Annotated in this window: 16 protein-coding genes and 1 pseudogene; 4 read left to right on the forward strand and 13 right to left on the reverse strand. The window is 42.4% G+C overall.

Annotated features, from left to right (window positions below; genetic code table 11):
• Positions 1-26: 26 nt before the first annotated feature.
• The 3 genes from VL20_RS14620 to VL20_RS14630 all read right to left on the reverse strand — a co-directional run bounded on the left by VL20_RS14620 (position 27) and on the right by VL20_RS14630 (position 1,134).
• Positions 27-323 carry a polyhydroxyalkanoate biosynthesis repressor PhaR gene (locus VL20_RS14620; RefSeq protein ID WP_052276912.1) on the reverse strand — a complete coding sequence of 99 codons (297 nt, stop codon included), beginning with the start codon at positions 321-323 and terminating at the stop codon, positions 27-29.
• 113 nt (positions 324-436) lie between these two features.
• Positions 437-745 (reverse strand): DUF4164 family protein, encoded by a 309-nt coding sequence (locus tag VL20_RS14625; protein ID WP_052276913.1) that lies wholly within the window; start codon positions 743-745, stop codon positions 437-439.
• Between the two features lie 113 nt (positions 746-858).
• A complete protein-coding gene (locus VL20_RS14630) occupies positions 859-1,134 on the reverse strand; it encodes a polyhydroxyalkanoate biosynthesis repressor PhaR (protein WP_052276914.1) in 276 nt (91 codons plus the stop codon).
• Between the two features lie 366 nt (positions 1,135-1,500).
• On the opposite strand from VL20_RS14630, the gene alr reads away from it, so the two are divergent.
• Together alr and VL20_RS14640 are read left to right on the forward strand one after the other, a co-directional pair.
• Positions 1,501-2,697 carry an alanine racemase gene (alr, locus tag VL20_RS14635; protein WP_052276915.1) on the forward strand — a complete coding sequence of 399 codons (1,197 nt, stop codon included), beginning with the start codon at positions 1,501-1,503 and terminating at the stop codon, positions 2,695-2,697.
• 333 nt (positions 2,698-3,030) lie between these two features.
• Positions 3,031-4,335 carry a cytochrome P450 gene (locus tag VL20_RS14640; protein ID WP_052276916.1) on the forward strand — a complete coding sequence of 435 codons (1,305 nt, stop codon included), beginning with the start codon at positions 3,031-3,033 and terminating at the stop codon, positions 4,333-4,335.
• 122 nt (positions 4,336-4,457) lie between these two features.
• Here the strand turns inward: VL20_RS14640 and VL20_RS14645 are convergent, their stop codons facing one another.
• The 8 genes and pseudogenes from VL20_RS14645 to glyS form a co-directional block, all read right to left on the reverse strand.
• Positions 4,458-6,449: an ABC1 kinase family protein gene (locus VL20_RS14645; protein ID WP_052278477.1), complete on the reverse strand. Its 1,992-nt coding sequence runs from the start codon at positions 6,447-6,449 to the stop codon at positions 4,458-4,460.
• Positions 6,450-6,850: 401 nt separating this feature from the next.
• Positions 6,851-7,939, reverse strand: a complete 1,089-nt coding sequence (locus VL20_RS14650) for a glycosyltransferase family protein (protein ID WP_052276917.1) — start codon at positions 7,937-7,939, stop codon at positions 6,851-6,853.
• 74 nt (positions 7,940-8,013) lie between these two features.
• Positions 8,014-8,703 carry an HNH endonuclease gene (locus tag VL20_RS14655; protein WP_052276918.1) on the reverse strand — a complete coding sequence of 230 codons (690 nt, stop codon included), beginning with the start codon at positions 8,701-8,703 and terminating at the stop codon, positions 8,014-8,016.
• On the reverse strand, positions 8,700-10,070 hold the full coding sequence (locus VL20_RS14660) for an AAA family ATPase (protein WP_052276919.1): 1,371 nt from the start codon (positions 10,068-10,070) through the stop codon (positions 8,700-8,702). Before VL20_RS14660 ends, VL20_RS14655 begins: the two co-directional genes overlap by 4 nt.
• Before the next feature lie 127 nt (positions 10,071-10,197).
• Complete coding sequence (bchI, locus tag VL20_RS14665; protein ID WP_052276920.1) at positions 10,198-11,271, reverse strand: magnesium chelatase ATPase subunit I; 1,074 nt, start codon at positions 11,269-11,271, stop codon at positions 10,198-10,200.
• Between the two features lie 83 nt (positions 11,272-11,354).
• Positions 11,355-11,744: a hypothetical protein gene (locus tag VL20_RS14670; protein WP_052276921.1), complete on the reverse strand. Its 390-nt coding sequence runs from the start codon at positions 11,742-11,744 to the stop codon at positions 11,355-11,357.
• A gap of 47 nt (positions 11,745-11,791) precedes the next feature.
• Positions 11,792-11,979 (reverse strand): annotated as a pseudogene (locus tag VL20_RS33790) (hypothetical protein).
• Positions 11,980-12,139: 160 nt separating this feature from the next.
• On the reverse strand, positions 12,140-14,272 hold the full coding sequence (gene glyS / locus VL20_RS14675; RefSeq protein WP_052276922.1) for a glycine--tRNA ligase subunit beta: 2,133 nt from the start codon (positions 14,270-14,272) through the stop codon (positions 12,140-12,142).
• A gap of 270 nt (positions 14,273-14,542) precedes the next feature.
• Here glyS and VL20_RS14680 point away from each other — a divergent pair, with 270 nt between their 5' ends.
• Positions 14,543-15,046: a DUF3122 domain-containing protein gene (locus VL20_RS14680; protein ID WP_044034850.1), complete on the forward strand. Its 504-nt coding sequence runs from the start codon at positions 14,543-14,545 to the stop codon at positions 15,044-15,046.
• A gap of 46 nt (positions 15,047-15,092) precedes the next feature.
• Complete coding sequence (locus VL20_RS14685) at positions 15,093-15,677, forward strand: MiaE family protein (protein ID WP_052276923.1); 585 nt, start codon at positions 15,093-15,095, stop codon at positions 15,675-15,677.
• 30 nt (positions 15,678-15,707) lie between these two features.
• On the opposite strand, the gene VL20_RS14690 is transcribed toward VL20_RS14685, so the two are convergent.
• Positions 15,708-16,898, reverse strand: a complete 1,191-nt coding sequence (locus tag VL20_RS14690; RefSeq protein WP_052276924.1) for a GNAT family N-acetyltransferase — start codon at positions 16,896-16,898, stop codon at positions 15,708-15,710.
• Between the two features lie 36 nt (positions 16,899-16,934).
• Positions 16,935-17,615: a RibD family protein gene (locus VL20_RS14695; RefSeq protein WP_052276925.1), complete on the reverse strand. Its 681-nt coding sequence runs from the start codon at positions 17,613-17,615 to the stop codon at positions 16,935-16,937.
• Positions 17,616-17,660: the final 45 nt, after the last annotated feature.

Consider the following 17,660-nt stretch of genomic DNA (forward strand, 5'->3'; position numbering starts at 1 on the left):
TGTGGTCTTGTTGAGGATTGGAGAAATCAGATATTACTGGAAAAAAATACTTTCCACCCAGCCGTAATAATGGCACTTCCCAAAAGGATAATCAATGTCCAGACCTGATTTTTTTGGGTTCCCTCTACCGATATTAGCCGATTATCGATGCCTTCGATTTTCTCGCCTAACACTTTAATATCGCCTTTGAGATCGGCTATTCCTATTTCTACTTTTGTCAACCGCTCATCAATCTTATCGAATTTTTGACTAACTTCCTTGATGCTGTCTTTGATTTCTTTAAGGACGACATCCAGGGAATAAGTAACAGTTTCGTTAGACATTGGCTAAACTCCTATACTGCATCTGGTTAGAATATAATTTTATCTTAGTCTAGGCTTTAAGAAAATTTTCTTTCAGGAGCGGTTAACTGTAGTCTTATTGAGGATTGGATAACTCAGATATTACTGGAAAAAAATACTTTCCAAGCAGCCGTAATAATGGCACTTCCCAAAAGGATAATCAATGTCCAGACCTGATTTTTTTGGGTTCCCTCTACCGATCTGAGCCGATTGTCGATGCCTTCGATTTTCTCGTCTAACACTTTAATATCACCTTTGAGATCAGTTACTCCTATTTCTAGTTTGGTTAACCGATCTTCTACCTTGTCAAATCTTTCGTTAACCCGCTTCTCAAGCGAGTCAATCTTCCCCTCAATCCTTGTGAGGACAGCTTCTAGGGAATAAGTAACAGTTTCGTTAGACATTGGGTAAACTCCTATACTGCATCTGGTTGGATATAATTTTATCTTAAGTCTAGGCTTTAAGAAAATTTTCTTTCAGGAGCGGTTAACTGTAGTCTTGTTGAGAATTAGAAAGATCAGATATTACTGGAAAAAAATACTTTCCAAGCAGCCGTAAAAATGGCACTCCCCAAAAGGATAATTAATGTCCAGACATGATTTTTTTGGGTTCCTTCCACTGATTTTAGCCGATTGTCCATGCCTTCGATTTTCTCGTCTAACACTTTAATATCTCCTTTGAGATCGGTTAATCCTATTTCTACTTTTGTCAAGCGCTCATCAATCTTATCGATCTTCCCCTCAATCCTTGTGAGGACAGCTTCTAGGGAATAAGTAACAGTTTCGTTAGACATTGGCTAAACTCCTATACTGCATCTGGTTGGATATAATTTTATCTTAAGTCTAGGCTTTTTGGCATTCCTTACCCCACAGTTAACTTCACTTCTGTCCAACCACTGAGATAGTGTTAGGTGAAAACTTCGCTACTTTCTTGTCACTGATTACCCGTTACTGTTCATTCTCTACGGAAAAACCCTAACCCCTAACACCGATAACCCTAACTGCCAATTTTTTCGGGAACTTCCTAACATCCCATTCATCTTAAAACCCAGATTCCACAGGCAAAAAGGAGGAAATCCAGAGGAGTTTCAGGCTTTTTTCCTAGCCCTCTCGGTTTTCTTTTGGTATAAATTGGGTTATGTGTGCAAAGGAGTGAGCGAGTGACGTTTAGCATCGAACCAAAAATCATCAATCCGCCCAAAAACCGTCATGATTATCAATTGTCGGAAGTAATTCGCTATCGTGCTTGGGTAGAGATTGATCGCTCGGCCTTACAACAAAACGTGCAAAAAGTCAAGGCCTTATTAGCCCCAAAAACGGAATTAATGGCGGTAATTAAAGCCGATGCTTACGGACACGGGGCAGTTAAGGTGGCTAACAGCGTTTTAGAAGCTGGAGCGCAGTCTTTAGCCATCGCAACTATCGGGGAAGGTATCGAACTACGGGAAGCGGGAATCGTTGCCCCAATTATGATTTTAGGGGCAGTCAATACCCCAGAAGAAGTGGCAGCCTTAGCCCATTGGCAATTGCAACCCACCCTGGTGCAAATCGAACAGGTGCAGATTTTTGCCAGCGTTATGAGACGCTTAGAGCAGCGGCTGCCGGTTCACATCAAACTAGATACGGGGATGTCTCGCTTAGGCACACCATGGCAAAACGGCACCAAATTCGTCGAACAGGTTTTAGAGGCTCCTAACCTGAAAATTGCCAGTATATACTCGCATTTTGCCACGGCTGATGATCCGAATCCCGAAATCATGCAGTTACAACGGCAAAAATTCCAACAAGCGATCGCCGAGTTAAAATCAAAAGGTTATCATCCCCCCTGTCTGCATTTAGCCAACTCTGCCGCTACCCTAAGCGATCGATCTCTGCACTACGATCGAGTTAGAGTCGGATTAGCTCTTTACGGTCTTTATCCTGCCGATCATCTCACCGATAAAGTCCCTTTGCAACCGGTGCTGCAAGTAAAAGCACGCATTGCCCAAGTCAAAACCATTGCCGCTGGCTCTGGAGTGAGTTATGGTCATCAGTATATAGCGGCAAAAGACACCCGTATTGCTGTGGTCGGTATCGGTTACGCTGATGGAATTCCCCGCAATCTCTCCAATCGTTTAAAAGTATCCCTGAGAGGACGTTTAGTACCCCAAATCGGCGCAATAACCATGGATCAGTTAATGATTGACGTGAGCGAGATTCCAGAGGTAAAAACAGGGGAAATCGTCACACTTATCGGTAAAGATGGCCCACAGTGCATCACCGCCGACGATTGGGCGCGGGATTTAGGTACGATATCCTGGGAAATTCTCTGCGGTTTTAAGCATCGTTTGCCGCGAGTTATTATTAGCAATGGCTAATTATGGCGGTGATCTTAAAAAATTTCAATTGGCGGCAATTCTCGCTGTTAACTGACTGGCGATATCTGTGATTAATTTTGCCTAAGTAGGTGGGTGGAATTAAATATAAGATGAACGTAGGTTGGGTTGAAGCATGAAACCCAACGCCCGATTATGTTACGCTACCGCTAACCCATCCTACAAATAATTGTGCCTTCCTACTTAGATACTTGCCTTGGTCAAGTGCGATCGCTAATTGTCAGGCTAGATCAGGAGATGAATTCTCCGGTGCTTTAGGTTAGAATAAACAGAGTTAATCGACGGCAACTGATCAGTTTTACCCTAGAGGCAGCGATGACTATAAGCAAAGATATACCCCTACCCCCCGGCAGTTTCGGATTACCCCTATTAGGAGAAACAATCGCTTTTTTGACCGATGGGGATTTTGCCAGTAAACGTCATAATAAATATGGTCAACTTTTCCGTACTCATATTTTTGGCAGTCCCACGATTATTTTATCCGGTACCGAAGCTAACCGTTTTCTCCTCAGCAACGAGAATAAATACTTTGCAGCAACTTGGCCTAAAAGTACCAAAACTCTCCTAGGTAGCGCATCTTTAGCGGTGCATACGGGAGATGTTCACGCTTCCCGTCGTCGTTTAATCTATCAAGCTTTTCAACCCCGGTCCCTAGCAAGTTATATTCCTACGGTAGAAACAATTACCGCTCACTATTTAGAGCGTTGGCAAACTGCAAAAACCCTGTCATGGTATCCTGAATTAAGAAACTATACTCTCGATATCGCCTGTAAATTATTTATCGGTCTTGACCAGGGTTCTGCTACCAAATTAGGAGAAGTTTTTGATACTTGGTGTGCGGGACTATTTACCCTTCCTCTTCCCCTTCCCTGGACAGCTTTCGGCAAAGCATTACGCTGTCGAGAAGAATTACTGCAAGCGATCGAAACTATCATTTTAGAAAGACAAAAAAATGATGACTTAGGCCAGGATGCTCTGGCTATCCTTTTACAAGCTAAAGACGAAAACGGTGAAAGTTTATCCTTAGCGGAATTAAAGGATCAAGTGCTATTATTACTCTTTGCCGGTCATGAAACTTTAACCTCCGCTATCGCCACTTTCTGCCTACAAATGGCACTGCATCCCGATATTTTTCAGCTTGTATTGGAGGAAATAACTAATTTTGATCTATCCACTCCTTTAAGCGTCGATACCCTCAAACAGATGACCTATTTAGATCGCGTTTTAAAGGAAGTTTTACGTTTTACTCCCCCCGTGGGAGGAGGATTCCGTCGGGTAATAGAAGACTGTCAATTTAACGGTTATCATTTGCCGAAAGGATGGGTAGTGCAGTATCAAATCAGCAATACCCATAAAGATAATAATATTTATTCTCGTCCTGAAAGCTTCGATCCCGATCGCTTTTTAGCCGAGGAAAAACCCTACGGATATATCCCCTTTGGTGCGGGATTGCGCGAATGTATTGGCAAGGAATTCGCTCGTTTAGAGATGAAAATTTTAGCCGTCCGTTTAGTAGAAAAATACGATTGGCAATTACTCCCCAATCAAGATATTACCCTCACCACTATCCCCACTCCCCATCCTCGTGACGGTTTACAAGTCACCTTTAAACCCCGTTAACCAGTTAGGATAAAAAAACTTTAAAAACAGTTTAGCGTTTTTCTCGTAGCCGTGAAATTTATTTCACGGCCTTTATTGTCGGAAATGCTCAGATTTTGAGCAGTCGGTGGAACTGACAGAGGTTAATCGGCAGCGGGTAAAGCTTTCGATAATTCTCCATTTTGCTGATGATTTGGTCTATCAAATTCGAGAACTAGGTAACGAATTAAACGCGCTAGGGATTTTTGTAGCAAACCTTCAGCAATTTTTTGTCCCATCTGTTGAGTTTCCGGTTTAGCGATTAGTTTCGTCATCACTGGCACCATAGCCATGGCATCAAATCCTTTCGTTTCCTGTAAAATACTAAAGATGTTGCGAAGATGCTCAAAACTCTTAGCATCACCCAACAATTCTGGGGGAGTTTCTTGCACCGCTAAACCCACCTGTTGCCGGAAATTAACCGTGAGATTAAACCAAGTGCGACGACCGAAGTTATCTAGCGCATTGACTAACTCATTAACTAATTTTTCTCGGATAAATACACCCCTGTCTGACAGAAGAAAATCTAACGCTTGATCGGTGACTTTCTCGAAGTTAAAATCATTAGAATCTTTAGCATTACGCAAGAGATTTTCTAAACGATTCCAGCGAAAAGTACCGTCTTTAAACAATAAATCCCGCAGGGAATCTCGCAACTCCGTGGAAGGATCGGTGAGCAGACGTTTAGCAATATAAGGATAGGCTTTACTCAGTACCTTAAAATTGGGATCGATGCCAATTGCTATTCCCTCTAAAGTCACCATCGAGCGAATAATTAGGGCATAATAGGCAGGAACTCGAAAGGGAAACTCATACATCATCGCCGACATTTTATCGGTGATACTTTTAAAGTTTAATTCTGCCACACTCGCCCCCAAAGCATTACCGAAAACTTCCGAAAAAGCGGGAACAATTGGCTCTAAATTGGTGGTTGGTGATAGGAAGTCTAACTTAACATAATCCTTGGCCAAAGACTCAAAATCCCGGTTGACTAAATGCACCACCGCTTCGATTAAACCGTAGCGTTGATAGGGTTCAATATTGCTCATCATGCCGAAATCAAGATAAGCTAATTTACCGTCGGGAGTCGCTAATAAATTACCCGGATGGGGATCTGCATGGAAAAATCCGTGTTCAAGTAATTGACGCAAAGAACACTGCACCCCCACATTAACTAAGTGGGTGGCATCAATACCCTGGGTCTGAATTTCTTTGATATTAGTTAATTTTGTGCCGTCCACCCACTCCATGGTTAAAACCCGTCTCCCGGTATATTTCCAGTAGATTTTGGGGATGTAAATTTCGGCAATGTGACCATAAAGTTGAGCGAATTTTTCGGCGTTTTGTCCTTCGTGCAGATAATTAATTTCTTCAAAAATACGAGCGGCTAATTCGTCGGTAATTGCCACTAAATCGGAGCGAAGTCTTTTAATATTACCTTTCACCCAAGTCGCCAAACTACGCATGATATACACATCTAAAGTTATACAGCGAATCAAATCGGGACGCTGTACTTTAACGGCGACTTTCTCTCCGGTTTTTAATTTACCTTTGTAAACTTGTCCTAGGGAAGCGGCCGCTATGGGATTGGGGGATAATTCTGCATAAATTTCTTCAGGAGAATAACCTAATTCTTCCTCGATAAAACGATAGGCAATTTCGTTAGGAAAAGAGGGTATTTGATCCTGGAGAGTGGTTAATTCTTCTAAATATAAAGGCGGTACTAAATCAGGCCGGGTAGAGAGAGCTTGACCGATTTTAATATAGGTCGGTCCCAATTTGGTCAACATTTCTCGCAATTGTACGGCCCGTCTAATTTCATTTTTCGGCGATTTTCCCCGCAGTTTATCCGACCAGATACCGATGACAAAAGATAAAACCGGCAGGGCAATTTCGATTAATCTCCCCACAACTTCTAGAGGTCGCCGACGGTAATAGTCGTTAATAACTTGGGGGTTGTAGCGCCAACTTTCGGCTACGTTGTCATCCATGGGGCCGATATCTTCCCGATGCTCTTCGGGAATATGCACGGGCTGCACTTCAACAGTAATCGCTTCTTCGGGTTGCGTCTCTGGGGAGATCATCTGTTCGGACATAGTTCGGTGACAAGGCAGGGTGATTTGTAAACTATTGTAACAAGTATCGGCTTTCCCCGGATGGTTATCGGTGTTTTTGACGATTTCGAGACTGATACTGCCCTGATTATCCCAGGCTCTCTTCGGTTTGGTGGGTAAAATGTATTCTAAGATACAGTCCTGATGGCGAGCGCGTGGAAGGAACCACAGAGACACAGAGGACACAAAGATCGATCACTACTATATAAGTTAAACTGATCACACAAAGAATAAGAGAGCTTATCCCGAATGTGATTATCAAAAAATAGTGCGGTAATTTGGCTGGTTTCTAGGACTTTGTTAAATAAATAAGGGACGGCTGACCGATAACTAAATTCACCGCTAATCATCCGAGGTTAAATTGGCTAAGTTAATCATTTTTATCACCTCTCAAAGTATTCTACGATAGCTCTTGCTATCGATTCTGCACCATCTTTAGGCAGTTTAACCTTTAATCTTGGCGGTTGGGGGGCTTGGCGTAAAAAGTCCCAATTACCCTGAAAAAATTCTTCACTGCTAATGATTTGATGATAACTATAATCTTGGATTCCAGCCAATAAAATCGCTGATTCGGCGAAACCTTCTCGCATCAGAGAAACAATCGGAACCTCTAATTTTAAAGCCTCGGCAAAGGTACTATATCCCGGTTTGGAAATAATTCGATCGCACAGGGGCATAAAATCCACAGGACGATAGCTCCGATCTGGTTTATCCTGTAAGCGGACTAAATTGGGCAGTTCGGGCGCGTTTTTTTCAAAAGTGATAAATTGCCAATCGGGAAAACTGGCGAGGTTATCATAGGGAATTGCTTCTAATCCTAACCCCCCAAAACTCAATAAAATAGTTTTTTCTTTAGGGGTATTTAGCTTAAACTCCTGTCGCAATTCTTCTTCACTGTAGCGAGGTGTACCCCCGGTTAAACCTGCCTCGGTAACATGGGGAAATGCTGTCATTGCTTCTGCTAAAGGCAGTTTAAACAAGCGATCGCATTGATTATAACAACGACTAATCCAATCACTAATACTGGCAAATTCTTCACCCCAATCACGATAGATAAAATCCCAGCCGAAGTTACCGATCATCCAACAAGGAAGCCCCGCACTTTTGGCAATTAGTGCCGCTAAAGGCGGTAAATCAGCCACAACTAAACCCACACGATTAGTTTTAATAAAATTAACTTCACTGGCAATAATTGCCCTTGATTGAGCAATTATTTGTTCTAATTTTTCTTTGGTAGCTAATTTATCCATCGTTAAACTATCCGATTGGATTACTCCCACATCAAACCCCCGATGTCTTTGAATATATTCTCCAGATATGTAGGAATCTAATAACCAGCGCGGGGCCGTGGTGACTAAGATCGGCAAAATTTCGGGATTAAGTTCAATAATATTAGCTACCACCGAAGCACTGCGGACAGCATGGCCAAAACCATGATTAGTAACGGCAAAATAAACAACAGGACGAGACATAAATAGCAAGTAAGGTGAGAATAATAAGCGATAAATTTTGTTTTTCAGACTGTAGATAATAATTACCCTTGATTTTAGGGAGGCAAATGAGGCAGTATATAAATACTAGCAAAAGCATAATATTCCGCTCCCGGTTGACAAGCTTCTTGCAGTACAGATAAAACCTCCGAGTCTCCTTGTTTTGCGTAACGTAATAATGCTAACAACTTTTTAATATATTGACTACGATAGTTAATTAATTCTTTTCGTCCACGCATACCATTGAGATCGAACAAATCTTCAACAATTTGACCACGCCGATCCCGACCATAAACACTGGCCAATTTTGCCATTTCATCCCAAACAAATTCAAGATGTGTATTCGTATCGCTTACTCCATCCGTGGGGTCTATTAACAGAGGATTTCCCGTGATATCATCGAGAGGAAAATTTGTGCCTTTGTGATTGGCATCATTACATTTATCACAAGAAAGCAGTAAATTCTCCCAAGTAAAAGTCAGATCAGGATACTGGCTTTTTGGATAAAAATGTTTGATCGCTCCGTAAGTTACCACTGTAATCTTACTTTCACAGTAAGCGCATTTCCCATTAAACATTTTAACTAATGCGTCTTTAACTTGCGGATGACTGTATTTATTTTGTGCTTGGTTAATTTGAGCTTTAGTTGCCTTGTTGTTTGATTTTATTGATTCTAAAGCCTCTAGCCAACGAGCGGCATTTTTAGCTAATACGCGTGGCTCTGATATTCTGGTGACAGGAATCAAGATAAACGCTCCTCTAGTAAGGCATCAATTCGGGATTCTAAACTATTAGGTTGACTAATTTCGCTAAAGGGTTTAACTTCTCCAACAAATAATGACAGTTGTTCATATTCTTCCTTTTCTTCTGCTGCCAGATTTTTATTTTTACGATTTAGTTGGTGGTAACGCTTAATTTTATTTTCTGTATCAGTGGGAAAGGTTGATTTCAAACCAAAAGCAGCACTTGTTAAAGTACGATCAACATTAGCCGCTAATTCTAAATAAGGAATTTCTACAATCTCTAATTCACCCTCTACCAGATCGATTCGTAGGGTTAAAGACTTTTCCCCCGCACCGGCAGCGATTAAAGGACTATGAGTAGCGACAAAGAATTGAAGCTTGGGAAAAACTTCCTGTAACCATCCAGCAATTTCCCTTTGCCAAGAAGGATGTAAATGAATATCTAACTCATCGATTAAGACGACTCCAGAAGCCTCTGTGGGGTTATCTAGATTGGGGAAGGATTGTAATAATCGCCAAATTAAATCCCCAGCTAAAGCAATCATACTCCGAAAACCATCGGATAAACTAATGGTTGGAACTTTTTGACCGTTAACTAGAAACTGAATCAAGCCATCGGCAGTTACTTCAGCAATTTCTACATTACCGGGTAACAGTTTAGTAATTGCTTCTTCGCCGATTTTTTTCATTTGTTTGGCTTGACTATCTTCAGGATTTTTGGCTATTCGATAATCTAAATACACCATCCATCTCTCAAAAGAACTTAAAGATGTATCCTCATTAAATTGGCTGAAAAAGTTGCTAGAGCGTTGCGGAGGTTCAAGACTAGGAATAATCACTTGACTCACTCGTGTCAAACGACGGAAAGCTCCATAACCGACGGCAAACCAACCATGATTATCGGAGGCAAAAGCATTGGCTCGCAACCAACTTAAAATTTTGCTATTTTCTTCGATTAATGCTGGTTCTGTATAGGTTTGTTTGTCCTTACTGCCTCCTAACTCTAACCTTTCCTTGCCTGTAACAAAATAGGAATAAGCAAAAGTTTTTCGAGTTTTATCCGTACCAAATTTTCCCGCATCCCCATCTTCCTGATGAAGCACTGCGGTTAATTTACCCGGTGTTTTAGGATTACATATCCAACCAGTCGGACGTGGTAATAATTCTTTGGCTGCTTCTGGTCCTGCGAGCAGTAAAGCTAAAGCCTGTAAAATCGTGCTTTTTCCTACTCCATTTTCTCCTAATAAAGTGATCCAATGATAAGGTTTAGCATCCTGACGACGTTTATTATCGGGATTACGAATAATAAATTTAATCTCTTGATTCTGGAAGCATTTAATGTTTTCGAGTGTTATACTTTCAACCCACATCGACATTCCCCCAGAGAATAACAGCGATCGATAAAATTCTAGCTTATTTGGCCACATCTAGCCCTTTTTGGCCTTCATCTCTCAATCCAGTCAAAAACCCTCTCTGGGAAGAGAGGGTGAATTAGATTTAGGAATTTTCCTCTAATCCAAAGACGCGATTAAAAGCTTTCAAGACTTTATAACCAGAATCGATCGATTCTAGCGGATCTTTCCGCAAACGGTGACGTAAACAGAGAACAATTACCCGACGGATATCATCTACCGTCACAGTCGTCCGTCCTTCCAAAGCGGCCAGAGCTTTAGCGGCGCGATTGGTAACGATATCGCCGCGCAATCCATCCACGTCCAACTCGGAACAAACCTCGGAAATTTTCACCCGCAGATCATAATCAAGCTCCACAGAAGGCAAAAGATTCTGGGCCTCCACGAGCTTTCTTTGCAGTTCTTCCTGTTCTAAGTTATATTTCTCTAAAAACGAGAGGGGATTGCCATCAAATTCCGCACGCTGTTCCACGATTTTGACCCGTAGAGGCGGTTCTTTGACGGTGTGAATCTCTGCGTGCATTCCGAAGCGATCGAGCAGTTGTGGGCGCAATTCTCCCTCTTCTGGGTTGCCCGATCCCACCAAAACAAACCGGGCCGGGTGACGGATGGAAATTCCTTCCCGTTCCACCGTATTCCAACCACTAGCGGCCGAATCCAATAGCACATCGACGAGGTGATCGTCAAGTAAATTGACTTCATCCACATAGAGAATGCCGCGGTTAGCTTTGGCCAGCAAACCAGGTTCAAAAGCTTTTACCCCTTCTGACAGGGCCTTTTCGATGTCAATCGTGCCACAGACCCGATCCTCCGTCGCACCGAGGGGCAGATCTACCATCGTCACTTTTTTCTTGGCAATGGTCAAGGGAATGGATTCATCCACCTTTTGCCGCACCTCATCGCTCATTAAATCGGTATCATTGGGGTCAGAATTAAAGGGATCGTTAGCAACTACGTCAATTTCTGGTAAAAGGTCAGCTAAAGCCCTAATTGTGGTCGATTTTCCCGTACCTCGATCCCCCATAATCATCACCCCGCCAATTTTGGGGTCGATGACGTTGAGCATTAGGGATAATTTCATTTCTTCCTGGCCGACAATAGCGGTGAAGGGAAAAACCACGCGGCGAGTTTTCGGAGGAGCTTGGGGAGTCACGGTCATAGGTGGATTCAAAAGTCAATAGTTGTTGCGTCAAGAATTATATCTAGTGGGGATTCTAGCCTTCAGCTTTCAGCAAAGCTTTATTATTGTAAGTCTTTTTTCCTGCTTTTTAAGATCCAGCGCCAGAGGGGATGACTCGGCCCTTTATCCCGAATTTTCTGCACCCGTTGTTCTAAGCGCAGTTTTTCTCTGGGGGAAAGTCCTAAAATAATGTTGCGACTTTGCCAGACTAACACTGCTCCTGTAATGGCAAGACAAAAGGCTAGACCGATAGAAGCCCAGTAATTGAAAGCTAAAGCGTATCTTAGGGCTGTCCAAGTAAAATACTGCCGTATTAAGGCTATATCATCGAGTAAAAGCCATAAACTAGCCGAACCAATCCCTAACCAACAACCCAACACGAATAACCAACGACCCCATACCGTCAGTCGATGTAATCTTTGGACTTGTTGCTGTAGTTCGGAATCGGCCATTTCAGTTATCAGTGAGCAGCAATCAGTGAGCAGTGGGGAATTATGAATTATGAATTAGGAAGTGTTTTCAGTGAACAGTGAACAGTAATCAGTGAACTGAAAACTCGGCTCTCTTGGATTTGGTGGGTAAAATGTATTCATAAGATACATTCTTCCTAGCGAGGGGGTGGAACGAACCACAAAGACACAAAGGACACAAAGATCGATCACTTCTATGGTAAGTTAAACTGATCACACAGAACCTAGAAGAGCCAAAACTCAAATCTGATAACTGATAACTGATAACTGATAACTGATAACTGATAACTGATAACTGATAACTGATAACTGATAACTGATAACTGATAACTGATAACTGATAACTGATAACTGATAACTGATAACTGATAACTGAATTATCCCTTGACAATTGCCCCAAAATCTGCTAAGACTCGGGCGTGATTTCGCAGTAAACCCAACAGATTTAAACGATTGCGACGGACGGATTCTTTTTCTGCCATGACTAATACACTATTTTCGCCATCAAAAAAGTCAGCCACCAGGGGAGAAATTGCCGTTAAAGCAGTGACAAGACGCTGATAATCTCTTTGCTCTCTTGCGCTAATAGTTTCGGGAATTAGGGCAATTAAAGCGTCATAAAATGCTTGTTCGGAGGATTGTTCAAATAACTCCCTATTGATGATTCCCTTGGTTTCTAGGGTAGTTGTATCTAAATCTCCTTTTTGTGCCAAACGGGTCGAGCGATTGACGGTTTCATAGATGTTGGCTAACTGACCATCCTGACGAATTTGGCATAAAAAGCGAGCGCGTTCACGGGTATCTAATAAATTTTCTAAAGCGCGAGACTTATACTCTGGATCGTTTTCCCCTAAAACTGCATTAACGAGATCATAATCTATCCTCAAATCATCAATTAAGAGAGTTTGCAGACGTTGTAAAAAGAAATCTTTAATCAGATTTGCAGGGTTGGGTTTATCGGGATGACAGGTAACAAAATCCTTAGCTATCTGCTCAATTAATGCCAAAAGATTGATATTAAAATTGGCTGACCAGATAATACTAATTATTGCATTGGCAGCCCGACGGAGAGCGAAGGGATCTGAGGAACCAGTGGGCAGCATTCCCAGTCCAAAAATACCGACTAAAGTATCCAAGCGATCAGCAATTCCCACCACTTGACCAGTGATTGTTTCCGGGAGTAAATCCCCGGCATTGCGAGGCAGATAATGTTCAAAAATGCCCCGGGCAACTATAGCCGATTCACCACTAATTAAAGCATATTTTTCGGCCATTACTCCCTGTAATTCTGGAAATTCATAGACCATTTGGGTAACTAAATCCGCTTTACAAAGCATGGCAGTGGACTCTATATCACTGCGACTTTGTTCATCGAGATTTAACTGTTCGACAATCATCTGGGCAATTTCCATAATCCGATCGACTTTATCGCGCATGGTTCCCAATTCTTCTTGGAAAGTGACGGTTTCCAGTTGGGGAAGAAAACTATCTAAGGGTTCATCACAATCGGCAGTATAGAAAAATCTGGCATCAGCTAACCGTGCGCGGATAACCCTTTCATTTCCCGCGGAGATAATCTCAGATTTCTGGGGATCGCCATTGGAAATAGTAATAAAATAGGGTGACAAACCCTGGGGAGTTTTCACTGGGAAATAACGCTGATGTGTCACCATCACGGTAATAATTACTTCCGGGGGTAATTCCAGAAATTCATCGTCAAATTTGCCGACAATTGCCGTGGGATATTCGACTAAGTTAGTCACTTCTGCTAATAAATCGGCGGGAATTTCTGCCACTCCCTGGAGTTTTTTAGCCAGGGTGGTAATCTGATCAGTAATTATCTGTTGACGCACTTGCGGATCCGCTTCCACAAAAATTGATCGCAAACTGGTTAAATATGCTTGGGGGTGACTAATGGCTAGGGATTGCGGGTGTAGAATGCGATGACCAAAAGTTAAGCGATCGCTGGTTAAAGTGGTAGAGCCATTAATTAATTCTAGGGGCAAAACTTCCCCATCCACTAAAGTTAATAACCAACGAATTGGCCGGGGAAATCTTAAATCTCCATCTCCCCAACGCATAAAACGTCTTCCTTCCAAACGGGTAATCCATTGGGGAATTAATTCAGTTAAAATCTCGGCTGTTGGACGACCCGGAATCGTTTTTTCAATATAGACAAATTCTCCTTTGTCTGTGGCACGAATGGAGAAAGCAGCGGTGCTAACTCCCTGTTTTCGAGCAAAACCCTCACCAGCGGGGGTAATTTGGCCATTTTTGTAGGCGGCACTAACTGGCGGTCCTTTTATCTCCTCGCTGCGAGCTTCTTGCTCCTTCGGTAATCCTGTGATTAACACGGCCAAACGGCGCGGGGTTCCGTAAACTTGAATAGCAGTCGCATCCAGAGATTCCGTCTCTAAACTCTTGCTAACTCTTTCCTGCAATTGTGCGATCGCGCTATCGACAAAATCTGCGGGTAGTTCTTCTGTACCGACTTCAAGTAAAAAATCCATCTGATTGATTGGCCGTGTTTATGCTTCACCAATCATCTAGGCTATCACAGAAGCCGTGTCCTTAGTTTTTGATCAGCTGTACTGCATTTAAACTGCATATGGGAAATTTTAGTACAAATGCTCAAACTTCCTCGACCTAGCTTTGGTGCTGCCCACTCTCCTATCCCTTTTAAACAGTATGCTAGTATAACTATATGGCGATACAATTGCCTTAGCTTGGCTAAGGGTGCAAAGTTGATCTCATATTTTATCTATTATGTCAATAAAGTTATGAAACGATTTCTATTATTATTTTGTGTTCTCGTGAGTTTTTTGCTGTTTATCAGCTTTGAGATTGATGTTTCCTTGTCTGCACTAGCTCTAACTCGACAACAGCTAGAGGGGCCAGGGCAGCTGTTGTATCAATCCCGTCATAGTTTGCGCGATGATACAGGTAGTCCTTGGCAGGTGGTGTTGTTCAAACGAATTAAGGATGGGGAAACCCTAGAAATTAGTTTGCGCTTGGTGGGATTTCCTGAAGGGATTGAGTTTCTCCATGGAGAAAGATTGACGATAACGACAGCTAAAGGCGAAATTTTAGCGGCTAAGGATGCTTTTGCCGAAAAATCACCAGCAGCTAACGTCGGTCAGTACGAGATGCAGGATATCTTACCGCAGCTACCCGTTACTGAAGCGATCGAACTTTCCCTACCCCTAGAGGCTCCCCGTCATCTTAACATCCCGATTCCTGTACTTTTAGAATGGCAAAGTCTGCTTTTTTCGGCAAATATTTGACTTTTTGGGTTAGGGTGAAAGAGGCAGCAAATTGGAATCAGCGACGATGGGAAAGATTAATTTATTAGTCAGTGCCACCTCTGAGGATTGGATAGAACAGGCAATTAATAATTTAGAGATTATTCTGCTCGATCATTCCCATTGTGAGCGAAAAGCGGCAGGAGTGGCCTTAAATCTCATGTTTCGTTATCCTTCCTACGCTTCCCTCGTGCGGAAATTAACAGCGATCGCACAAGAGGAATTAGAACATTTTGAACAGGTAAATCAATGGTTAGATAAATGGGGAATTCCCCTCGCTCCCTTAAATTCTCCCCCTTATGGTGCTAAATTAAAGGCGCAGATTCGTCACCAAGAACCCGATCGCCTTTTGGATTCGCTGTTAATATCAGCTTTAATCGAGGCGCGTTCCCACGAAAGATTGGGTTTATTGGGAGAGTATTGTCCCGATCCTCAATTAGCTCAATTTTATCGCGGTTTAATGGCTTCCGAAGCGCGTCATTATGGTATTTACTGGCTATTAGCAGCGGATTATTTTGAACGTACAGTGATCGAGCAACGTTTAGAAACCCTAGCGGCGATCGAAAGTGAGATTTTAGCCAATCTGCACCCAGAACCTCGTATTCATAGTTGATTGCACTAATAGGGACAAACCCTATCTAAATTACTCGTTCAACTCAATTTCTCTCTTAGAAAAGGGTAAATCTTGATTGATTGCCTCGATTTCTTCCTGTTCCATTTGATTAATTTCTTGGATATAATTGCGGAGAATTTGATTCATTTTGCCATGATAAAAACGGTGCAAACTATGATTAGCAGTAGCGGGAAACCCCCGTCTTTTTTTGTGTTGTCCTCCCGCTCCAGGGTCAAACATGGTAATACCTTGACTAATTGCCCAATCGATCGGTTGATAGTAACAAGCTTCAAAATGTAAACAGTCGTACTCCTGAAAACTGCCCCAGTAACGACCATAAAGATTAGTATCTTTGCGAATACAAAAAGATAAACCCACGGGTTTAGTATCCTTTTCATTTTGGTAGGCAGTAATCAAAACCACTCGCTGACGATAATTCGGATATAATTGTTCAAAAAATTTCTGTGTCAGGTATTTACTTCCCCAGTAAAATTTATCACAGGTACTGCTATAAAACCGATAAATTAACGGGAACAAATGATGGGGAATTTCTTCGGCAGCCAGAGTTTTAATAATTAACCCCGCATTAGTCACCGCTTTCCGTTCCCGTTTAATATTGCGGCGTTGATTAGCATTAAAAACCGTCAGATAATCTTCAAAATTTTGAAACCCTTTGTTATTCCAAATATAACTATGATGTAACCAGGGAGTAAAGCCAAAATTTTCCATTAAAATTCGCCATTGGGGATCCACAAAAAGAAAATGACAACCCGACAGATTATTTTGATCACAAAAATGATCAATTGCCGCTATCATTAAAGCCGTAATCTCCAGTTCATTTTCCCCCGGAGCAATTAAAAAACGATAACCTACCGCCGGAGTAAAAGGGGTCATTCCTAACAGTTTCGGATAGTATCTAATCCCCAAACGATGGGAAAGATCTGCCCATTGGTGGTCAAAGACAAATTCACCGTAACTATGACTTTTAATATACAAAGGAGCGGCGGCAATTAACTCAGCACCGCGCCAAACTGTGAGATGAGCCGGTTGCCACCCGGTGCGTCCCGTGGCACTGCCAGAAGTTTCGATATTATGTAACCATTCCCACTCTAGAAAGGGAGTAGTTAGGGGTTGAGCGAGAGCATCCCATTTTTGTTGGGGAATCTCACTCATTTTATCAATCCAAGCGACAGAATATTGAGGTTTAAGCTGTTCTACCATGGGACAAGATAAGTCAACCTTTTTATTTAAGGTAATCTAGTTTTGAGATTTGTGGGAATCTCGTTCAAGGGAATAATGTAGGAAAATTTCTGCTTCCACGGTTTCCACGCTCAAAAGTCGTAATTTTCTGGCAGAATCTGCCAGAAATCCAGTTCCTCCCAGGGGAGTTGCCGCTTTATTGCCTCCTAACAGCAACGGACAAATGGTTAGGTAGATTTCATCGATTAAATCTTCAGCTAAAAGAGAGGCAATTAATTCACCTCCTCCCAGAATCGCCAGTTTTTTGATACCTAGGGCGGTAAATTGACTAAAAATAGCCTTCCAATCGCCGCAGACTAAGACAAGCTCAAATAAACCCCGATTTTCCCATGCCGCCACTTTTTCCGCTGCCGTGATTAACCAGCGCGGGAAAGGCTGCTGAAAAAATTTCATCTGGGGATCAAGCTGTCCTGAATAAGAACAAACGATCTGTATCGGCTGCGGAGATAATCCCCGTTGTTGACGGTATGCGAGAAAATCGCCATGACGGATAGGAAGACTGGTGTGATAAGCACGCAGGGTGTTAGCACCGAATAAAGCGGCATCCATGGAGGATAAATGTTGTTCTAGACGCATTTTATCGGTAGCAGAGGCAAATCTGGCCGCTGACTGGTAAGCGTCGGCAATTTTACCATCGGCACTCATGGCTAAAATAACGGTGGTGTGAGGACGATTCATGGCAAATGCTCGGGGTTATCACCCAGTCTGATTGGTGAATAGGCT

It is taken from the genome of Microcystis panniformis FACHB-1757 (assembly GCF_001264245.1).
Taxonomy (GTDB): domain Bacteria; phylum Cyanobacteriota; class Cyanobacteriia; order Cyanobacteriales; family Microcystaceae; genus Microcystis; species Microcystis panniformis.

What these genes read in the sequence shown, in the direction of transcription:
- VL20_RS14620 (WP_052276912.1), bottom strand. Translation starts at nt 323, where the DNA reads ATGTCTAACGAAACTGTTACTTATTCCCTGGATGTCGTCCTTAAAGAA.
- VL20_RS14670 (WP_052276921.1), bottom strand. Translation starts at nt 11,744, where the DNA reads ATGGCCGATTCCGAACTACAGCAACAAGTCCAAAGATTACATCGACTG.
- VL20_RS14685 (WP_052276923.1), top strand. Translation starts at nt 15,093, where the DNA reads ATGGGAAAGATTAATTTATTAGTCAGTGCCACCTCTGAGGATTGGATA.
- VL20_RS14695 (WP_052276925.1), bottom strand. Translation starts at nt 17,615, where the DNA reads ATGAATCGTCCTCACACCACCGTTATTTTAGCCATGAGTGCCGATGGT.
- VL20_RS14680 (WP_044034850.1), top strand. Translation starts at nt 14,543, where the DNA reads ATGAAACGATTTCTATTATTATTTTGTGTTCTCGTGAGTTTTTTGCTG.
- VL20_RS14640 (WP_052276916.1), top strand. Translation starts at nt 3,031, where the DNA reads ATGACTATAAGCAAAGATATACCCCTACCCCCCGGCAGTTTCGGATTA.
- glyS (WP_052276922.1), bottom strand. Translation starts at nt 14,272, where the DNA reads ATGGATTTTTTACTTGAAGTCGGTACAGAAGAACTACCCGCAGATTTT.
- VL20_RS14650 (WP_052276917.1), bottom strand. Translation starts at nt 7,939, where the DNA reads ATGTCTCGTCCTGTTGTTTATTTTGCCGTTACTAATCATGGTTTTGGC.
- VL20_RS14690 (WP_052276924.1), bottom strand. Translation starts at nt 16,898, where the DNA reads ATGGTAGAACAGCTTAAACCTCAATATTCTGTCGCTTGGATTGATAAA.
- VL20_RS14645 (WP_052278477.1), bottom strand. Translation starts at nt 6,449, where the DNA reads ATGTCCGAACAGATGATCTCCCCAGAGACGCAACCCGAAGAAGCGATT.
- VL20_RS14625 (WP_052276913.1), bottom strand. Translation starts at nt 745, where the DNA reads ATGTCTAACGAAACTGTTACTTATTCCCTAGAAGCTGTCCTCACAAGG.
- bchI (WP_052276920.1), bottom strand. Translation starts at nt 11,271, where the DNA reads ATGACCGTGACTCCCCAAGCTCCTCCGAAAACTCGCCGCGTGGTTTTT.
- VL20_RS14630 (WP_052276914.1), bottom strand. Translation starts at nt 1,134, where the DNA reads ATGTCTAACGAAACTGTTACTTATTCCCTAGAAGCTGTCCTCACAAGG.
- VL20_RS14660 (WP_052276919.1), bottom strand. Translation starts at nt 10,070, where the DNA reads ATGTGGGTTGAAAGTATAACACTCGAAAACATTAAATGCTTCCAGAAT.